General features: G+C 62.2%; 16 protein-coding genes. 14 read left to right on the plus strand and 2 right to left on the minus strand.

What is annotated here, in order from left to right; translation table 11 throughout:
• Positions 1-3: 3 nt before the first annotated feature.
• The 4 genes from nusB to gmk all read left to right on the plus strand — a co-directional run bounded on the left by nusB (position 4) and on the right by gmk (position 6220).
• Positions 4-708 (plus strand): transcription antitermination factor NusB, encoded by a 705-nt coding sequence (gene nusB / locus CI601_RS08525; RefSeq protein ID WP_121914198.1) that lies wholly within the window; start codon positions 4-6, stop codon positions 706-708.
• 196 nt (positions 709-904) lie between these two features.
• On the plus strand, positions 905-2134 hold the full coding sequence (gene carA, locus CI601_RS02840; RefSeq protein WP_024626599.1) for a glutamine-hydrolyzing carbamoyl-phosphate synthase small subunit: 1230 nt from the start codon (positions 905-907) through the stop codon (positions 2132-2134).
• On the plus strand, positions 2127-5501 hold the full coding sequence (gene carB, locus CI601_RS02845; RefSeq protein WP_121914199.1) for a carbamoyl-phosphate synthase large subunit: 3375 nt from the start codon (positions 2127-2129) through the stop codon (positions 5499-5501). The genes carA and carB overlap by 8 nt, the downstream gene beginning before the upstream one ends.
• 95 nt (positions 5502-5596) lie before the next feature.
• Positions 5597-6220, plus strand: a complete 624-nt coding sequence (gmk, locus tag CI601_RS02850) for a guanylate kinase (RefSeq protein ID WP_121914300.1) — start codon at positions 5597-5599, stop codon at positions 6218-6220.
• Positions 6221-6294: 74 nt separating this feature from the next.
• Here the strand turns inward: gmk and ilvD are convergent, their stop codons facing one another.
• Entirely contained in the window at positions 6295-8154 is a 1860-nt protein-coding gene (ilvD, locus tag CI601_RS02855) for a dihydroxy-acid dehydratase (RefSeq protein ID WP_121914200.1), read from the minus strand.
• A 178-nt stretch (positions 8155-8332) separates the two neighbouring features.
• Here ilvD and rpoZ point away from each other — a divergent pair, with 178 nt between their 5' ends.
• From rpoZ to CI601_RS02905, 10 genes are all read left to right on the plus strand, one after another.
• Positions 8333-8617, plus strand: a complete 285-nt coding sequence (rpoZ, locus tag CI601_RS02860; protein ID WP_015022131.1) for a DNA-directed RNA polymerase subunit omega — start codon at positions 8333-8335, stop codon at positions 8615-8617.
• Between the two features lie 61 nt (positions 8618-8678).
• Positions 8679-9899 carry a methionine adenosyltransferase gene (metK, locus tag CI601_RS02865; RefSeq protein WP_121914201.1) on the plus strand — a complete coding sequence of 407 codons (1221 nt, stop codon included), beginning with the start codon at positions 8679-8681 and terminating at the stop codon, positions 9897-9899.
• A gap of 92 nt (positions 9900-9991) precedes the next feature.
• On the plus strand, positions 9992-12295 hold the full coding sequence (locus tag CI601_RS02870) for a primosomal protein N' (RefSeq protein WP_121914202.1): 2304 nt from the start codon (positions 9992-9994) through the stop codon (positions 12293-12295).
• Between the two features lie 100 nt (positions 12296-12395).
• A complete protein-coding gene (locus tag CI601_RS02875) occupies positions 12396-13100 on the plus strand; it encodes an HAD family phosphatase (protein ID WP_121914203.1) in 705 nt (234 codons plus the stop codon).
• Positions 13101-13145: 45 nt separating this feature from the next.
• Positions 13146-14120, plus strand: coding sequence for a methionyl-tRNA formyltransferase (gene fmt, locus CI601_RS02880; protein WP_121914204.1), 975 nt, complete (start codon positions 13146-13148; stop codon positions 14118-14120).
• 70 nt (positions 14121-14190) lie between these two features.
• Entirely contained in the window at positions 14191-15753 is a 1563-nt protein-coding gene (gene arc, locus CI601_RS02885) for a proteasome ATPase (RefSeq protein ID WP_121914205.1), read from the plus strand.
• Positions 15750-17258 (plus strand): depupylase/deamidase Dop, encoded by a 1509-nt coding sequence (dop, locus tag CI601_RS02890; protein WP_121914206.1) that lies wholly within the window; start codon positions 15750-15752, stop codon positions 17256-17258. The genes arc and dop overlap by 4 nt, the downstream gene beginning before the upstream one ends.
• A 90-nt stretch (positions 17259-17348) precedes the next feature.
• Positions 17349-18185, plus strand: coding sequence for an inositol monophosphatase family protein (locus CI601_RS02895; protein WP_045924645.1), 837 nt, complete (start codon positions 17349-17351; stop codon positions 18183-18185).
• 24 nt (positions 18186-18209) lie between these two features.
• Positions 18210-18413: a ubiquitin-like protein Pup gene (locus CI601_RS02900; protein WP_121914207.1), complete on the plus strand. Its 204-nt coding sequence runs from the start codon at positions 18210-18212 to the stop codon at positions 18411-18413.
• Positions 18414-18416: 3 nt separating this feature from the next.
• Entirely contained in the window at positions 18417-19844 is a 1428-nt protein-coding gene (locus CI601_RS02905) for a proteasome accessory factor PafA2 family protein (RefSeq protein WP_121914208.1), read from the plus strand.
• 105 nt (positions 19845-19949) lie between these two features.
• On the opposite strand, the gene CI601_RS02910 is transcribed toward CI601_RS02905, so the two are convergent.
• The gene (locus CI601_RS02910) at positions 19950-20237 is read right to left on the minus strand and encodes an HU family DNA-binding protein (protein WP_015022121.1); all 288 of its coding nucleotides are present in this window, start codon (positions 20235-20237) and stop codon (positions 19950-19952) included.
• Positions 20238-20367: the final 130 nt, after the last annotated feature.

Below are 20367 nucleotides of genomic sequence, written 5' to 3' on the forward strand. Positions count from 1 at the left end.
TCCATGGCACGTTCCACAGCCCGTAAGCGGGCCTTGAACACCCTGTATGAGGCCGATGAGAAGAGCCAGGATTTCCTCTCCCTGCTGGAGGAGCGCAAGGCTCGGCCGGGGGCGCAGACACCTCTGCCTGCTTATGCGGTGACCGTTGTTGAGGGTGTGGCAGAGCACCGTCGAGATATCGATGAGGCGCTGCAAACCCATTCCACCCGGTGGCCGCTGAGCCGTATGCACGCCATCGATCGCAACATTCTGCGTATCGCCGCCTGGGAGATGCTCTACAACCCCGAGGTTCCTGACAAGGTGGCCATCGATGAGGCCCTGTCCTTGGCCAAGACACTTTCGGATGCCGATGCTCCCTCCTTCATCCACGGCGTTCTGAGTGCCCTGGAACAGGAGAAGGATGAGCACCAAGCTCGTCGTGAGCAAGCCGATCAAATCGCTGCCCTGGCTGATGCCGAGGCCGATGCAGATGTTTCAGATGATGAATCCGATAAGGCAAAAGCGGCGGTCGTAGCCTCCGAGTCCGTTTCCTCCGAGGATGCCCATGCTGACAGCGATTCGGAACCAGCAGCGAGTGGATCTGAAAGAGGGGACTCCGATCAGGTTCCTGACCATACTGTCGATCAGTCGGCCCCCAGCTTGGACCAGCTGAAACTGACCCTGCCGGAGGAACTGACCCCCGATGCGGATCGTCCTTTGGACAACTGAGCAATGATTCGGATAAAGGCCGACCGATGCCCGCTAACTATCAGGGCATCAGGTCGGCCTTTTGCCCTATTCGGACTGGTTGACCTGCAGTCTATCCAGGAAGATTTGACCAACCATTTTTTGGGTGATTCGACCGGCATAATCCATGGGGGTCATTAATATGGGTGCGAATATCCGCGGTAATCAAGGGGGTTCGGTGAACCTGAAAGACACCAACACTATCACCTCCGATAGCCGTTTCTCCAATCGGGCCTTGCTCATCCTTGAGGATGGGGAAGTATATCTGGGGAGAGCCTTCGGAGCGGTGGGCACTACCATAGGTGAAATTGTTTTCTCTACCGGAATGACGGGATATCAGGAAACCCTGACGGATCCCAGCTATGCTCGGCAAATCGTTGTGCAGACCTTCCCCCACATCGGTGATACCGGTGTCAATGACCAGGACGGGGAGTCGGACAGGATCTGGGTGGCAGGGTACGTAGTCCGGGAACCCAGCCCCGATTTTAGCAACTGGCGGGCCCGGGGCAGTCTCCACGACCAGCTGGTCGATCAGGGCATTGTCGGTATCAGTCACATAGACACTCGCCGGCTCGTGCGGCACTTGCGTTCTGCAGGTGTCATGCGGGCCGGTATTTTTTCAGGCCCGGACATAATGCTTAATGATGGCGGCATGCCCAGAACCATGCAGGAACTCCTTGACCAGGTCCGTTCGGCTCCCAAGATGAGTGGATCCCATTTGACCGGCGAGGTCAGCACCGACAGGTCCTATATTGTCGAACCAGCTGGAGACCATCAGGGGAAAGAGCCTGTCTGCACAGTGGCAGCGGTAGATTTGGGAATCAAGTCCATGACCCCTCACAGGCTGGCTGAGCGCGGGTGCAGGGTCCACGTACTTCCCGTAGACACCACCATCGAGCAGATACAGGCCCTGGGGCCTGACGGGGTTTTCTTTTCCAACGGTCCAGGCGACCCATCGACTGCAAACGAAGAGGTGTCGCTCCTCAGACAGGTCCTGGATGCCGGGCTGCCCTTCTTCGGCATCTGCCTGGGCAACCAGCTCCTGGGGCGAGCTCTGGGATTCGATACATACAAGCTCAAATTCGGTCATCGTGGCATCAACCAGCCGGTCATGGACCTCAGCACCGGCAAGGTTGAGATCACTGCTCATAATCACGGATTCGCAGTCAAGGCGCCCAAGGGGGACCCAGTGCCCTCACCCTATGGTGAAGGCCGATATGGTCGTGTCCGGGTCTCTCACGTCGATCTCAACGACGGCGTGGTCGAGGGTCTGGAGTGCCTGGATATTCCGGCCTTCTCTGTTCAATACCATCCGGAGGCGGCGGCTGGCCCGCACGATGCCTCCTACCTGTTTGACAGGTTCGTCACGTTGATGCAGGACGCCAAGGAAGGGAAGGCACATGCCTAAGCGGCAGGACATCCATTCGGTCATGGTCATCGGCTCTGGGCCCATCGTCATCGGGCAAGCGGCCGAGTTCGATTATTCGGGGACACAGGCCTGCCGGGTGCTGCGCGAAGAGGGGATTCGCGTCATCCTGGTCAATTCCAATCCCGCCACCATCATGACGGACCCCGAGATGGCCGATGCCACCTACATCGAGCCCATTGCCCTGCCCTTCTTGGAGCGGATCATTGCCAAGGAGCGGCCAGATGCGCTGCTGCCCACCCTAGGCGGCCAGACCGCTCTGAACGCTGCCGTGGAGCTGGGCAAGGCCGGCGTGCTGGAGCGCTACGGGGTGGAGCTGATCGGCGCTTCGCTGGAGGCCATCGATAGGGGAGAGGACCGGGAGCTCTTCAAGCAGGTGGTGGACCAGGCCGGCGCCGAGTCAGCCAAGTCCCGCATCGCCCACAGTCTGGATGAGGCCGAGGCAGTTGCTGCCGAACTGGGCTACCCCCTGGTGGTTCGTCCCTCCTTTACCATGGGCGGCTTGGGCTCGGGCATCGCCCACGATCGCGAGGAGCTGAGGCGGATCGCCGGTGCTGGCATCCACTATTCGCCCACCGATGAGATCCTCCTGGAGGAGGGCATCGAGGGGTGGAAGGAGTATGAGCTGGAGCTCATGCGCGACCGCCTGGACAATGTGGTTGTGGTCTGCCCCATCGAGAATGTGGATCCGGTAGGCGTGCACACCGGCGACTCCACCACCGTGGCCCCGGTCTTCACCTTGACCGACAGGGAGTATCAGCGCATGCGCGACATCGGCATCGCCATCATCCGCGGCGTGGGGGTGGATACGGGCGGCTGCAACATCCAGTTCGCAGTTAACCCCAAGAACGGCCGGATCATCGTCATCGAAATGAATCCGCGTGTTTCACGGTCTTCGGCTCTGGCTTCCAAGGCCACCGGCTTCCCCATCGCCAAGATCGCAGTCAAGCTGGCCCTGGGATACACCTTGGACGAGATAGAGAACGACATCACCCGCTCAACCCCTGCCTCCTTCGAGCCGACCATCGACTACGTGGTCACCAAGATTCCGCGCTTCACTTTCGAGAAGTTCCCCGGGGCGGATACGACCCTGACCACTTCGATGAAGTCCGTGGGCGAGGCAATGGCCCTGGCCGGCAACTTCCGCGAGTCCCTGGGCAAGGCCATGCGCTCCATCGACAAGCGGCATATGACCTTCTCCTGGGATGGCCCCAGGCCCGACCAGGCCGAGACCAACCAGTTGCTGGAAGCCATGCACACTCCCACAGAGCACCGCTACCTGCAGATTCAGCGGGCCTTCTGGGGCGGAGCCACTGTTGAGCAGGTCCACCAGGCCACTAGGATCGATCCCTGGTTCCTGGAGCAGATCAGCATGATCAATGACCTGGCCCTCCAAGTGCGCCAGTCCGAGGTCCTGGACGAGGATCTGTTGCGCCGGGCCAAGCAATCGGGGCTGAGCGACCTGCAGATTGCCCACCTGCGTGGCATGGGTGACCAGGGCGAGGCAGTCGTCAGGGAACTTCGCTGGGCTTTCGGTCTTCATCCTGTCTACAAGACTGTGGACACCTGTGCAGCTGAGTTCGATGCGGTCACGCCCTACTACTACTCCTGCTACGCCGACGAGTCCGAGCTGCGACCCCGTCAGCGCGAAGCGGTCATCATCCTGGGCTCGGGGCCCAACCGAATCGGTCAGGGGGTCGAGTTCGATTACACCTGCGTGCACGCCGTCCAGGAGCTAGGCAAGGACTATGACACCATCATGGTCAACTGCAATCCCGAGACGGTCTCCACCGACTATGACATGTCGGACAGGCTCTATTTCGAGCCGCTGACCTTCGAGGATGTTCTGGAGATCTACCGGGCTGAGAAGGCCATGGGACCTGTCAAGGGGGTCATCGTCCAGCTGGGCGGACAGACGCCCTTGTCTCTGGCGGCCAGGCTCAAGGCGGCCGGGGTGCCCATTCTGGGAACCAGTCCCGAGTCCATCGATCTGGCCGAGAACCGCGAGCTATTCGGGCAGGTGCTCAGCAAGGAGCATTTAAACGCTCCACGGTACGGCACTGCTCTTTCCTTGGATGAGGCCAAGGAAGCAGCCCACGCCATCGGTTACCCGGTTCTGGTCAGGCCCTCCTACGTGTTGGGCGGACGAGGCATGGAGATCGTCTACGACGACCAGCAGTTGGCCACCTACGTGGATCGTGCCCTGGATGAGGCCAAGGCCGATACGGTGGTCTCCGGCCGTCTGCCCTCACCCCTGCTGATTGACAAGTTCCTTCAGGATGCCATCGAGATCGATGTGGATGCCCTCTATGACGGGCAGGAGCTCTACATCGGCGGAATCATGGAGCATGTGGAGGAGGCCGGAGTCCACTCCGGTGATGCCGCCTGCACCCTGCCGCCTTCGACTCTCTTTGACGACCAGATCAACCGGTTGCGGCAGGCCACCCTGGCAATAGCCCAAGGTTGCGGGGTCCAGGGGCTGATCAATGTTCAGTATGCATTCATGGCCAACACCCTCTATGTGATCGAGGCCAATCCGCGCGCATCCCGGACCGTTCCCTTCGCTTCCAAGGCTACGGGTACGGCGCTGGCCAAGGCTGCGGCGCGGATCATGGTGGGGGAGTCCATCGCCCAGCAACGAGCCAATGGTCTGCTCTTGCCTGTCGGCGACGGCGGCATGGTTCGTGTCGGCCAGCCTGTGGCGGTAAAGGAGTCTGTCCTGCCCTTCAAGCGCTTCCGCACTCCGGTTGGCCGGACCGTGGACATTTTGCTGGGCCCGGAGATGCGTTCCACAGGAGAGGTCATGGGCTTCGATCGGGACTTCCCCCACGCCTTCGCCAAGAGCCAGCTGGCCGCCTACCAAGGAGGTCTGCCCACCAGCGGTGTTGTCTTCCTGTCGGTCAATGACGCAGACAAGCGCCAGCTGCCCATGCTGGCAGCCCGCCTGTTGGAGCAGGGCTTCAGCATCTGCGCCACCAGTGGCACGGCCTCTGTCCTGCGCCGGTACGGCTTCGATGTGGCCGTTGTCGACAAGATCAGCGATGGTGAGGAGCAGGGTCAGGCTTTTACTGATTCTGACGGAGTGAGGCATATGGGTCGGAATCCCGTCCAGCTTATTGAGGATGGGACCATCGACATGATCCTCAACACGCCCAGCTCCAGGGGTTCTCGTTCTGACGGATATTTGATCCGGGTGGCTGCCATAGCCGCCGATCTGCCGCAATTCACCACCATCACCGAATTCTCAGCCGCACTGATGGCCATTGACGTGGTCAAAAAGGACGACTATGAGGTCATGAGCATCCAGGAACACGCGGCCCGGCTGCTGGAGCTGGAAAAGGCCAAGTAGGTACGCTATATGATTGATCCATGTTCCGGTCCAGATAGGCCGGAGGGTGACCTTTAGGAAAGGAAGTGGCCGTGTCAACGATCAACGGTGCCGACATGTCAAGTCAGGACTCTTCGGGAGTACAGACCGGGGGGCCGGGGAAGACGGGCGGCCGGCTGATCGTGTTGACGGGGCCCACGGCTGTTGGCAAGGGTACTGTGGAGGCAGCTCTGCGTCGTGCCCACCCGGAGGTCTGGGTCTCCGTCTCGGCCACCACCCGCGCACCGCGTCCGGGCGAAAAGGATGGCATCACCTACTGGTTCATGGATGAGCAGGAGTTTGCCCGCAGGGAGGCCGCCGGAGATTTTCTGGAGACCGCTCTGGTCCATGGCTTGTCCCACTATGGCACCCCGCTGCAGCCGGTCCTTGAACATCTGGCAGCAGGGGTGCCCACAATTCTGGAGATCGACCTGCAGGGGGCGCACCGTGTTCGTCAAAGGGCGGGAGAGCTGGGCCTGGAAGTGTTTTACGTCTTCCTGGCGCCGCCGTCATTCCAGGATCTGGTTACCCGACTGAACATGCGGGGAACCGAGAATGAGCAGCAGCGGGCACGAAGGCTGGAAACCGCCAAGGTGGAGCTGGCCTCCGAGGGTCAGTTCGACCAGGTCATAGTCAACGACAACGTGGATAAAGCCGCCCAGGCGCTCTGGGCGGTAATCGCCAAAGAGTACGGTCTCTGAACGCCTGCCCTAGCTGCGGAAGAGTTAAAAAATCCTCCAATCGAGTGAGAGCCCGATTGAAGGATTTTAGTCTATCAGTCCAAGCCTGACAGTCGGTTGATCAGGTCAGGGTCGCGGGTGGCGCCCTTGTCTGCAGAGCGGGCGAAAGCGGCATAGGCTTTCAGCGCCAGGGAAACCTTGCGGTCCCTGTGGGCCACATAGCCCTCGCCGGCTTCGAGTTCTGCGCGACGCTGGGCGAGTTCCTCATCGCTCAGCTCGACGTCTACGCGCCGGTTGGGGATGTCGATGCGGATCATGTCGCCGTTGCGGATCAGGGCGATGGGGCCCTTGTTGGCTGCTTCAGGAGCGATATGGCCGATGGCCAGGCCGGATGAGCCGCCGGAATAGCGACCGTCGGTCAGCAGGGCCACGTCCTTGCCGATGCCCTTGCCCTTGACGAATGAGGTGGGGTAGAGCATCTCCTGCATGCCGGGGCCGCCCTTGGGTCCCTCGTAACGGATGACCAGGGCCTGACCCTTGTGCAGGGTGCCGTTGAGAATGACCTCCACGGCCTGTTCCTGCGATTCGACCACCAGGGCCGGTCCGCGGAAGTTCCAGATTTCCTTGGGCACACCGGCGGTCTTGACCACGCAGCCATCGGGGGCCAGATTGCCGCGCAGTATGGCCAGACCGCCTTCGGAGACGGCAGGATGATCCAGGTCATGGATGGCGCCGTTGACACGGTCGGTGTCCAGGTCCTCCCACTCCTTGGACTGGTTGAAGGGCTCGGGGGAAGTGATGTGTCCGGGCGCTGCGTGGTAGAGCTCCTTGGCCTGGTCCAGGCAGGTGGGGCGCATGATGTCCCAGTCGTTGAGTTTGGACTCCAGATCCGGATAGTCGATGGAATGCGTGTCCTTGTGCAGCACTCCGCCACGGTCCAGCTCGCCCAGGATGCCGCAGATGCCGCCAGCGCGGTGGACGTCGGATATCTCCCAGTCTCCGGAGGGAGAGGCCTTGCAGATGCAGGGGACTGTGTGGGAGATGCGCTCGATGTCGTCCAGGGTGAAGTCCACATCCGCCGACTGTGCAGCGGCCAGAATGTGCAGGACGGTGTTGGTAGACCCGCCCATGGCCACATCCATGGTCATAGCGTTTTCGAAGGCCTTCTTGGTGGCGATGGACCGTGGCAGGACCGAGTCGTCGTCATCCTGGTAGTACCGGTTGGCAATCTCGACGACCAGCTTGCCGGCCCGTTCGAAGAGCATCTTCCGGGCTGTGTGCGAGGCCAGGGTGGTGCCGTTGCCGGGCAGGGCCAGACCCATGGCCTCGGTCAGGCAGTTCATGGAGTTGGCGGTGAACATGCCGGCGCAGGAACCGCAGGTGGGGCAGACCGTCTTCTCCAGTGCCAGCAGACCCGCATCGTCGATGCTGTCGTCAGCCGAGGCGTACATGACGTCGATAAGGTCTGTGCTCTCCTGGACTGTCCCGTCGGGCATGACCGTGCGCCCGGCCTCCATGGGGCCGCCGGAGACGAAGACTGTGGGAATGTTCAGACGCAGAGCGGCCATGAGCATGCCAGGGGTGATCTTGTCGCAGTTGGAAATGCAGATCAGGGCATCGGCGCAGTGGGCGTTGACCGAGTACTCCACGGCGTCCGCGATCAGGTCACGGCTGGGCAGAGAGTAGAGCATGCCCGTATGGCCCATGGCGATGCCGTCGTCCACGGCGATGGTATTGAATTCGCGGGGGATGCCGCCCGCTTCCTTGACGGCCTTGGAGACCAGACGCCCCACCTTGTTCAGGTGGACGTGGCCGGGCACGAATTCGGAGAAGGAGTTGGCGATGGCCACGATGGGCTTGCCGAAGTCCTCACCCTTGACGCCAGCGGCACGATAGAGAGCACGGGCGCCCGCGAACTCTCGTTCCTTCATTAATTTGGCTGATCGCATCTGCATAGTTTTATTCAAGTGATCGCAGGCATCAACGGTTTGAACATGACCACATGTTGGAATTTCCGAGGTTCTCGCTCCGCTTTCCCCGGCAGAGAAGCATTCGAGGCTAAAATCGAGCCCGGGCGGTAAAATCATTCAGATTGAATGAATGGTTCATCCAGTTGAATTGGAGAAACATCTTATGGCATTCGGTACCGAGCCCCATCCGCAGGGATTTGCGAATCCTCCCATCGACGACCTCATGAAGCACGCCGATTCGAAGTATGCGCTCTCTATCTTCGCGGCCAAGCGGGCCCGTCAGATCAATTCCTATTTCACACAGCTCAATGAGGGCCTGCTGCAGAACGTCGGCCCGCTGGTTGAGTACCAGAACCAGGAGAAGCCCCTGTCCATCGCCTTCCGTGAGATCAACGAGGGCCTGCTTGAAGAGACCCTGGGCGAGGATGATCTGAGCGAAGGCAACTGAGCCTTCGACTCTCAGTGCAGGGTTCTCGGACGGTGACGGTTTCTAGACAAAGGTGAATGAAATGACAGAGCGACAGCTGATTTCGGCTGAATCAGTGACCGAGGGCCATCCAGACAAGGTCTGCGACCAGATTTCCGATGCCATCCTGGACGATTTGATCGCCCAGGATCCGCACTCGCATGTGGCCGTGGAGACCTCGGCGGCCACCGGCCTCTTCTTCGTCTTCGGAGAGGTTTCATCCCAGGGTTACACGGATATTCAGTCCCAAGTTCGGTCGGTGCTGCGCAGGATCGGCTACACCTCATCCGATATCGGACTGGACGCGGATTCCTGCGGCGTGACCGTGGCGCTGAGTGAGCAGAGCAAGGAAATCAACCAGGGCGTGGAACGGCTGTCGGCCAGCCAGGAGAGCGCTGCCACCCGTGAGGAGCGTTACCAGTCCCAGGGGGCCGGCGACCAGGGAGTCATGTTCGGGTACGCCTGTGATGAGACCGACACGCTCATGCCCCTGCCCATCTATCTGGCCCACCAGCTGGCCTTTCGACTGGCACAGGTGCGCAAGGAGGGGATCATCCCACACCTGCGGCCCGACGGCAAGACCCAGGTCACCATCGAATATGATCAGGATGACCGCCCCCGCCGGGTGGATACGGTCCTCATCTCCACCCAGCACGATCCCGAGGTGGGGCATGACTGGCTGCAGGAGCAGTTGATGGAGCATGTCATCACGCCCGTCCTGGATCGCGTCTGCGGCAAGGCCGTCGAACACCAGGGCTACCGGGTGCTGGTCAATCCTACCGGTTCCTTTGTCCTGGGCGGTCCTGCGGCTGACGCAGGACTGACCGGTCGCAAGATCATCGTGGACACCTATGGCGGTGCGGCCCATCACGGAGGCGGCGCCTTCTCCGGCAAGGATCCCAGCAAGGTCGACCGGTCTGCTGCCTACGCCGCGCGTTGGGTGGCCAAGAACATTGTGGCCGCTGGTCTGGCACACAAGGTCGAGGTCCAGGTGGCCTATGCCATTGGTGTGGCCGATCCGGTCAGCGTCAACGTAGAGACCTACGGCACCGAGCAGGGAGTCACCCGGGAACAGATTCAGGAGGCTGTGCGCGAGGTCTTCGACCTGCGGCCGGCAGCCATCATTGATGAGCTGGATCTGTTGAGGCCCATTTACGCCAAGACTGCAGCCTACGGGCACTTCGGCCGGGAGGATCCCGACTTCACCTGGGAGCAGGTGGACAAGGTGGGCGAGCTCAAGGCCGCCATCGGCATGACCAGGTAGTAGCTGTTCATCAAGAGCCACGGCGGGTTCCTAGGTCATCGACTGGGGAATCCGCCGTGGCTCTCTTAATTGTGAAAGCGAGGGGAGAAGCCATGGATTCGCAGGACGTCAGTCAGCCAGCCCTGGATGGTCTTGCCCCACGCCGTCGTTCGAGCAGTAGTCGAAAGAAACCTCCGCGCCGACCGGCCCATGAACTCCCTGTGGCACGGGTGGTGCTGGATGTGCAGGCCACTCATCTGGGCGGGACCTTTGATTATCTGGTGGATGCGGACCAGGACGATCATGCACAGCCGGGATGTCTGGTTCGCGTCCGGTTCGGGGCGCGCAGGGTCAACGGCATCATCTGGGAACGCGCGGCAGACAGCCAGGTTCCCCGTGCCTCCCTGCGTTTCCTGGAGCGGGTGGTGCTGGATCGCAGCCTGATCTCATCTTCCCTGCGCGCGGACATCACTGCCATCGCCAGGGCCTATGGGGGTACTGAGGCCAATATTCTGCGTCTGGCCCTGCCCCCTCGTGTGGCCCGCATCGACAAGGAGCAGCAGCTGGTTCCCGGTCAGCCCCGGCTGGCGTCTGACCCCGCCTGGGTGGCTGGGCTGGCCCAGCGGCAGAGGGATCTGAAACAGAGGCTTGATCCGGGCTATCAGGGACTGGAGAAACTGGACCAGTCGCTGGAAGAGGATACGTTCACGTCCTATCTGACCGATATTCTGCCCGGTATGGACCAGGCCGCCCTGCTGGCTGCCAGGGTGCTGATAGGGGCCCTGCTGGCCGGCCGATCGGCGGTTATGGTGCTGCCTGGCACCCGTCAGGTGGCCCACCTGTCCGCAGTCCTCCAGCAGCTGGGGTTGCGTCCCTTTGGCCCCTCTGTTGCCGTCGGTCCTGGTCAACAGGAGGCTCACGGCTGGTCCGGTGATTTCGCCATTCTGGATAGCGGCATGGCTCCCGCCGAACGCTACAGGGCCTACCTTGCCCTGGCTTCAGGTCAGGTCCGCTGCGTCATCGGGCTGCGGGCTGCCATGTACGCCCCGGTGGAGGGGCCCGCCCTCTTCGCCCTGATGGACGATGCCAGCTACCAGTACGCCGATGGGATGATGCCCTATGCCAATGCCCGTGGAGTGCTGAGGTTGCGGGCGCGTGCCCACGGCGGCGTATTCCTGGCCATGGCCCGTGCCAGAAGCGTGCGCTCCCACTGGGAGAGTCTGCCCGAGGCCGCCGAGGCGGACTCCGGTGTGACCGGTCCAGGCACCGCTTTGGCGCTTGACCGGCCTACGGTGACGACCCTGCAGCCCTGGATCCGCTGGCTGAACCGGGAGGAACTGAGCCATCTGGCCGACCCGACCATGGGTGCCCGGGTTCCGCATACCGCCGTCGCGGTTATTGACAAAGCCTTGGAGCGTGGTCCGGTTCTGCTGTCCATCCCTCAGGACGGCATCTTCGAAAGCCTGAGTTGCGCTCGCTGCCATCATCAGGCTCGTTGCCCGCGTTGCACCGGACCCCTGCGGGCGAGGCGGCCTGGTGCGCCTCGATGCGCCTGGTGCGGGGCTGCGGCTACGGACTGGTCCTGTCCGGATTGCGGGGGTTCGCGGCTTCGGGTGGTCAGGGTAGGTGCCGCCGGGACGGCCCAGGAGCTGCGCATGCTCTTCAGAAATGTGCCCATTGTCATCTCTTCGCCCAGCCAGCCTCGCGGGGTGGTCGAACGCATACAGGATCGTCCCAGCCTGGTCATCGCCACCCCGGGTGCCGAGCCTAGAGTGGTCGCTTCGAGTGTTGAAGGCAACAATACAGACACAGGTGATTCGGACCTGCCCCGGCTGTCGCGAGGATACCGGGCCGTGGCCATTCTGGATGCCTGGACCAGTCTGTATGCCCCTGGCGTCGATGCACGTATGGACACCCTGGGAGCCTGGATGCGCGTGGCCTCCTTCTGTCGCCCCCGGGCCCAGGGAGGTCAGGTGCTCCTGTTGGGGGAGTGCGATCCCCAGCTGGCCCAGGCGCTGATGACCTGGCAGGGGCCGGTGTTGGCGGCTGCCGATCTGGCGGACCGTCGGTTGACTGCCATGCCCCCTGCGGTCGGCATGGCTGCCATATGGGGCGAAAGGGAGGCCGTCACTTGGATGCTGGATGCCGTTGGGATTACGCCGGAGCAGGAGGCTATGACAGATGCCGGTCCTGAGCCGGTCCCTGCTCTGCTTGGCCCCGTGCCCATATCGGCGCCTTCCACGCTGAAAGCCGGCTATCTGGAGGGAACTCAGGATAGGGTCCAAGCCCTGGTTCGGGTACCCACCAGTTCCAGGGATAAGCTGGCTGACGATCTCAAGCAGGCTCAGGCCAGGTACGTGGCCGGTCGCGGACGAGGGGAGTTGCGCTTCCGGATGGATCCCAAGGACCTGACCTGATTGTCGCTCCAGGCGAAACTTACAGGGTCTATGCGGCGTGGTTTCATGAGGGGGCGCAGGCAGAGGCGCAGATGAACGAATTCAGGAAAGGCGGAGAGGCATGAAGGGATGGCCGGGCGAGATTCGGGTTGAGGCAGATGTGATCCAGGCTGAGCAGGCGGCGGCTCAGGCCCAGGGTCAGCCCATCGAGCAGGTCATCTTCGACTTCGGCAACGTTTTGATTCGTTGGCAGCCCGAGATGGCCATGGTGGCCAGGTACGGGCGCAAGAGCATCGAAGCCATGCTGGACGACAGCCGTTCCGGCTTCTATCGTGCCAACAACATGATGGATGGCGGAGCCACCTGCGCCCAGGCACGTGATTGGGTGGCCGACAACTGCGGGGCTCCTTGGGATGCCATGTTCGCCTACTACTGTGATCATTTCGTCGATTCACTGACCGGACCTGTACCCGGGGCACGTATGCTGGTGGAGGATCTCAAGGCGGCAGGCCTGGGTGTCTGGGGGCTGACCAACTGGGGTGCTGAACTCTTCCATCACGCCTGGGATGGCGACTCCTTCCTGCATAGGCTGGACGGTGTGGTGGTCTCCGGGCCCATTCACATGCGCAAGCCTGACCCGGCCATCTACCGGTACGCCCTGGACCAGTTCAGAATCCAGGCTGACAGGACCCTCTTCGTGGATGACAAGGGTATGAATGTAGTAGGTGCCAACAAGGCCGGTATCCGCAGTCTGCGATTCAGCGACCCCTACGGGCTGCGCACTGCTCTGATTGAGGCAGGGGTGAACATTCCTCAGGTGCATTGAACGTGCAGAGTTCCGAAGCCGTCAGATGAAAAGGAGATAGACGATATGGTCATGACATTGCTGTTTGCGGGCACACCCCAGGTCGCCTTGCCCTCCCTGAGATTGCTGGCGGCCGACCAGGAGCATTTCCGGGTTGCCGCCGTGCTCACCAGACCCGACGCACCCCAGGGGCGTGGAAGGCATCTGCAACCCAGTCCGGTCAAGGCTGAGGCCATCAAGCTGGGGATTCCCGTTCTTGAGGACAACCCATCCGATCCGGATTTTCCGGCGCGGCTGAAGGATACGGGTGCCAACTGTGCGGCTGTCGTGGCCTACGGACGGATCCTGCGCCAGCCGGTCCTGGATGCCTTTGAGGGTGGCTGGTACAACCTACACTTTTCCCTGCTGCCGCAGTGGCGTGGAGCAGCCCCAGTACAGCGGGCCATCTGGGCCGGGGATACCATCACTGGCGCCACGGTCTTCCGGCTCACGGCTGGCATGGATGAAGGGCCCATCCTGGCTCAGTCCACCGTGGAGATCGGGTCGCACGAGACCTCGGGCGAGCTACTGAATCGCCTGGCTGAGGACGGATCCCACCTGCTGGCTGCCAGTCTGGAGGCCCTTGCGGAGGGTCGGATTCAACCCAAGGAGCAGACGCGGGGCGCCTATCAGGTGGCGGCCAAAATCACCCATCAGGATGCCCACATGCGTTTCGATGTGCCCGTCTTTGCCTTGGATCGGCAGGTTCGCGCCTGCAGTCCGGAACCGGGAGCCTGGTGTCTGTATCAGCGGGGCGATGGCCCGCAGGACGAGCAGACAGGACTGACCGTGCTCAGGGCGGCGCCGGCCCGAGGGGATGAGTCCGGTCTTCCGGCGCACCTGGAACCGGGTCGGCTGGCCATGGACCGTCATCACCTCTGGGTGGGTACCAAGACCCTGCCCCTGGAGCTGCAGATGGTCAAGGCTGCCGGCAAACGCGCCATGAAGGCCATGGACTGGGCCCGTGGAGCTCGTTTGGAAGACGGGGCCCACTGCAGCTGAGCACCTCCCCGGCTGGCTGTCCAAGCCGTGCGGGGATTCCAAGGGCGAACGATGGAGGGAAAGGGAAGTCATGCAGTCCGATGATGTTGAGCAAGCTGACGATGCCAATGACCAGGATCAGGCCGGGGAACGGCGCAACCGGGCCTTGGCTGCCGCGCTGACCAGGGCTGCCAAGGAACTGTCCAAGGCCAAGAGCCAGTTGGCACAGCTGGGCCAACCTCCCTTGACCGTCGCCCTGGCCTTGGGCGTGGATTCCGTCGCCTATGACAGCCAGGGGGTGCAGCAGGCCCGTCTGCTGATCCTGAACGGTTCCAGACGGATGGTCGTCCCCCTGGCGCCTGATATCCACGCCGAGCGGATCCGGGCCGGTCAGGAGGTTCTGCTAAACGCCGATATGGTGGTGGTGCGTGTGGGCGATCAGCCGGTGACCGGGCAGGTCCGCACGCTGCGGGAGACCTTGGAATCCGGTGCCCTGTTGGTGGAAGACCCCTCCGGTCAGACCCGCGTAGCCGCGCGTGCGGGCTCTCTGCAGGACCAGCCCATCGAGGCGGGCAGCGCCTTGCTCATGGACGAAAGCTGTTCGATGGCCCTGGCTGTGCTGCCTGAGTCGGATCAGGCCGACATGCTCCTGGAGGAGACTCCTGACGTGGACTTCTCGGATATTGGCGGTCTGGACAGGCAGATCGGGCGGATCCGGGATGCAGTCCAGCTGCCCTTCCAGCATGCTGATCTCATGCGTCGTTATGGGCTTCAGGCCCCCAAGGGTGTCCTGCTCTACGGTCCGCCCGGCAATGGCAAGACCATGATCGCCAAGGCCCTGGCCCGTGCCCTGGCCCAGGAGAGCGACGGTCATGGGGTCTTTCTGTCAGTTAAGGGCCCTGAGGTGCTCAACAAGTTCGTGGGCGAGTCCGAACGGCTGATCCGCCGTCTCTTCGCCCGGGCCCACAACCTGGCAGGCCAGGGTGGACCGGTGGTGGTCTTCATCGACGAGATGGATGCCCTGTTGCGAACCCGAGGTTCTGGTATCTCGTCGGATGTGGAGACCACCATCGTCCCCCAGTTCCTGACCGAGCTGGACGGTGTAGAATCCCTGGACCAGGTCATGGTCATCGGCGCCTCCAACCGCATTGACATGATCGACCCGGCGGTTCTGCGCCCTGGACGGCTGGATGTCAAGATCCGCATCGATCGGCCCGATAGAACCAGGTCAGCTGCCATTCTGGGCAAATATCTGGGCTCCGATATGCCCATGGAGGATGATGCCGAGCCGGAGGAGCTGATCCAGGTGCTGGTCGACGGACTCTTCGCTCGGGATGATGACCACCTGCTGGGCAGAATCATGGATGCCAGGGGTCGCTGGCAGTCTCTCTACCTAGAGTCAGTGGTCTCCGGCGCCATGCTGCATAACCTGGTTGATCGGGTCAAGACCATGGCGGTCAAGGCCTCCATCGAACAGGGTCGGCAGGTGGGTCTTGACCGCGGTTTCTGCGCGAGGGCGGTCCGTGGGCAGTATGAGGACACGCTGGAGGAGCTCAGTGGGCAGGATCCGGACCGCTGGGCCGATCTGGCAGGACTGCGCCCAGGGCAGGTTCAGGAGGTTCGCCCGGTTGACGGGCCAGGGGAGCGATCATGAATGCCGGGCGGGTTATGGGTACCGAGACGGAGTACGCCATAGCCGATCCCCAGGATCCCGGCGCCGATCCACGTACCCTGGCCCTGCGTCTGGTAAGGGCCGCCGCCCAGCCGGCCTTGGCGCATATCCGCTGGGACTACGGGCAAGAGGACCCGGTCAATGATGCCAGGGGAGGTCGGCTGCCGCGTTCCGCCGCCGCTCCGAGCATGCTCACTGATGCGCCCGGCGCCCGGCTGATTGATGTGGCAGCTCCTAATGGCGCTCGCATTTACGTGGATCATGCCCACCCGGAGTATGCCTCGGCGGAAACAGTGAATGCCTTCGACGCGCTGGTCCAGGACCGTTCTGGTGATCGGATGATGGCCCAGGCCGCAAAAAGGGCCGGAGGTCTTGCTCTCTACAAGAACAACGTGGACGGCAAGGGTGCCGCTTGGGGATCCCATGAAAACTATCTGATGGATAGGGCGGTGCCCTTCGCCAGGGTGGCGGCTCTGATGACCATTCATTTCGTCACCCGGCAGATCTACACCGGCTCGGGCAGGGTGGGTCTGGGGCCCAGGAGCGAGGAGGCCGGCTTCCAGCTCAGCCAGCGCGCCGACTATCTGACCAGCCGCATTGGACTGCAGACCACCTTCGGGCGGCCGATCATCAATACCCGAGACGAGTCACATGCCGGGGCGGGCAGTCGCCGTCTCCATGTGATTGTGGGCGATGCCAACCGGCTGGATGCGCCCTTGGTCCTCAAGCTGGGAACCACTGATTTACTGCTGGGCCTCTTGGAATCCGAGGACGATTCGGCCTGTCAGATCGATGAGCTGTTGGATCGCTGGACGCTGGATGATCCGGTGTCGGCCCTGCACACGGTTTCGCGAGATGTCACCCTGAGCAAACCGCTGGCCTTGGCAAACGGAGGATTTGCCGATGCGCTGACCATCCAAAGGGCATTGTTGGATGTGGCCTGCCAGGCCAGACGGGATGTCGACAGGCCTGGATGTGCCGACGACCGGGTTCTGAACCTCTGGGATCAGGTGCTCGAAGATCTGGCCGCAGTGCGTTCGGGCGACGAGGAGGCCCGTCTGGCTATGCACGACCAGGCTGGCAGGTTGGAATGGCTGCTCAAATGGCAGCTCCTGGAGTGTCTGCGTCGTCGCCGTTCCATATCCGACTGGTCGGATCCCCGTTTGGCTGCCCTGGATTTGGCCTGGGCACGGGTGGATCCCGGCCGTGACCTGCCTTGGCGACTGAGAGGATCCGCCCTGCAACTGGCTGATCCCGACCAGATTACTATAGCCATGGACCAGGGGCCGGAGCAGACTCGCGCCTGGTACCGTTCCCGGCTGCTACACCGCTGCCCTGATGCGGTCAGGGCTGTCTCCTGGAGTCGTGTCATTCTTAAGGAACAGGGGCCGGATGGGGAGCCTAGGACCAGGGTGGTGGATCTGTCCGATCCGCTGAGTCACACACGGTCTTCCTACCGGGATGGCCGCGACATATACTGCAGGTAGCGCAGAAAATAGTCCGATATCCGACAGGACGACCACCGGTGGACCACGGTCGGCAATGCCTCGACCACCCGTTTGAAAGAGAAGAGAAGTATGGAATTGCGCGATTTGGCCATGCAGGCCGCCACCATTGCTGTGGAGGCCGGTCGTCATGCCCTCCAGGACCAGATCAACCCCCACGATCCCCGCTCCACCTCAGCCATCGGCCAGGGCACCCAGTTCTCGCCGGGCATTGACACGCGTCTGATCCGATACTGCCGGACCAAGATCGCTGCCCTGGACCCCATGGACGGCTTCTGGGAAGAGGAGGCCGGCAACCGCCGTCCAGGCGGTCGTTACTGGTGCCTGGGCCACATTGACGGTCCGGTCAACTATGTGCGCAACATGGCCGAATGGACGCTGACCATCTCCCTCTTCGCCGTGGACGAGAAGGGTCACGCTTCACCGGTCCTGGGCATTGTGCATGCACCGGTCCTGGGCCTGACTTATCTGGCCGCCAAGGGCCAGGGCGCCATCAGGATCCGACGGACTATTGTGGGCGACAAGCGGGAGAAGATCATCCCCTCCACGATGACCACCCTGAATGGGTCAGTGATCAGCTTCGGTATGTCCTACTTCCCCAACGAGTCCGAAAAGGTTCTGCAGATCGTTTCACGCATGGCCGGCAAGCCTGCCGATATCAAGCGTGTTGGTCCGGTCTCGCTGGACCTGTGTCGGGTGGCGGACGGCAGCTACGACGCCTACTTCGAGCCGGCCCTGCACTCCTGGGACATCCCCGCTGTCTCTGCGGCGGCTGTCGTGGTTCGGGAGGCCAAGGGCACCCTCTGGCGCTGGGACGGCGGACACGTGCGCTGGGAGGGCAGCAACGACGTGGTAGCCACCAACGGGCTCATTGCCGAGGATTTGAACACCTATCTGAGCGGACGCTGATTCGCACAGGGAAGGAGAGCGACCATGGCTGAGGCATCCCAGCAGGGACGGCATATGGCAGCCGGGCAGCAGCAGGAGCAGGAAGAGGATTTGCCGCAGACCGGGACGCATGAACAGGGTCAGACGGCTCAGTCCGATCTTGATGCCGTCTTGGATGACATCGAGACCACCCTGGAGACCAACGCCAAGGAGTATGTGCAGGGCTTCGTCCAGAAGGGCGGCCAGTGATCCATGGCGGATGGGCAGGGGACTGACTCGGACTTTCGCAGAATATTCGGCATCGAGACCGAGTATGGACTGAGCCTGACCGGCGCCAGTGGCCCCTACGCTGCTGGCAGGGTGGCCATGGCCATGTTCCGTCCTCTGATCGAGAAGCACGGGTCAACCAACATCTATCTGTCCAATGGCGCTCGGCTTTACCTGGATGTGGGCTCCCACCCGGAGTATGCCACGGCGGAGGCCCGCGATCCGCTGACGGCCCTGAAACAGGTGCTGGCCGGGGAGCGGATCATGACCGACCTTGCGGAGCGCGCTGGGAAACGCCTGACGGAGGACATGGGCAGACCCGTGAAGGTGCATGTCTTTGCCAACAATGTGGATGCCCAGGGTCATGCCTTCGGTTGCCATGAGAACTACCTGCTGGATCGGGGAGTCCCCTTGGACATGATCGGAGCCTGCCTGGTCCCCTTTTTGGTCACCCGGCAGTTGATCACCGGGGCGGGTCGTCTGGACCCAGATGGCTTCCAGATCAGCCAGCGGGCCGACTTTCTGGACGAGGCGGTTTCTTCGGCCACCACCCGCGCCCGTCCCATGGTCAACACCCGTGACGAGCCTCTGGCCGATCCCGAACGATGGCGGCGTCTGCATGTGATCGTAGGGGATACCAACCGGTCGCCGTTGGTCACTTGGTTCAAGATGGCCAGCACTCACTTGGTCCTGAACCTGATCGAGCAAGCCTGCCGTCAACGCCGACGACCAGACCTGGCGGACTGGGCCCTGGCTGAGCCCCGTGCAGCCGTCCGAGCCGTCAGTCGGGATCGGACCGGCCGGGTCACTCTGGAACTGCAGGCTTCCACGAAAACTGGCAGTATCAGCGCTCTGGGTCTGCAAGAGGCCTATTGGTCGGCCTGCAAGGCTTTTGTTGACCAGCAGGAGGATATAGGTATCGACCGGTCTCAGGCTCTGCAGGCCCTGCGACTTTGGAGGGTTGCCCTGGATGCGCTCGATGCGGGGCGTTGGCAGGATCTGGCTGACTGGGTGGATTGGGCCGCCAAGTTGCGGTTGATCCAGGGCCTGAGTCGACGAGGGACCGGACGGGATCTGGCCGAGGCTCTGGATCTGGACTATCACGATCTGAGCGCCGGAAGATCCTTCCCTGGCCTGATCAGGCATGGGCTCATGCGCTCGCCGGTCGACGACTCGGAGATACGTCGCGCCATGGATCAACCTCCGGAGGATACCCGGGCCCGTCTGCGTGGCGACTTCGTCCGTGCAGCAGACCGGGGAACACGCAGCTGGTCATGCGACTGGAGCAACCTGGTCCTAGGCGGCTCTCACCGAGTAGAGGTTGCCCTGCCTGACCCCTTCGATCATCTGGGCCCACCCCGATACCACTCCTTGATGGACTTTCTCAAGAATGCCGCAGAACCTCGTGCCTAGAAGCTCAGTTTGCACCGCGGGACTTCCATTAGGTCTTCTCTAACCAAGAAGGGCCCCAGCATCCGTGGATGGATGCCGGGGCCCTTGTAGAAAGAAAGGCTGGTTTCACTTCTTGTTGGTGACGGCCTTCTTCAGCAGCGAGCCTGCGGAGATCCGCACGCCGTAGCTGGCCGGAATCTTGATGGTCTCACCGGTGCGGGGGTTGCGGCCGGTGCGAGCGGCGCGCTTGACACGCTCGGCCGAAAACAGACCGGTCAGCTTCAGACCCTCACCGGACTTCATGGCCTCGACGAAGACATCCTGGAAGGCGTTGACAGCAGCTTCCGCCTGAGCCTTGGTCAGGTTGGACTTCTGCGCGATCTTCGACACGAGATCAGACTTGTTGTATGCCATAGAACATCCTTCTTTCGGGGGCCTCCCATTGCTTGATTTGGGGAAAGCCCAACGGTCAATGACTGATATTACCGCAGATTAGGCCCAAACACCGCATTTTTCGGGGGTTTCCGACATTTCATCAAGCGAT

It is taken from the genome of Bifidobacterium sp. wkB344 (assembly GCF_003688305.1).
Lineage (GTDB): Bacteria > Actinomycetota > Actinomycetes > Actinomycetales > Bifidobacteriaceae > Bombiscardovia > Bombiscardovia mizhiensis.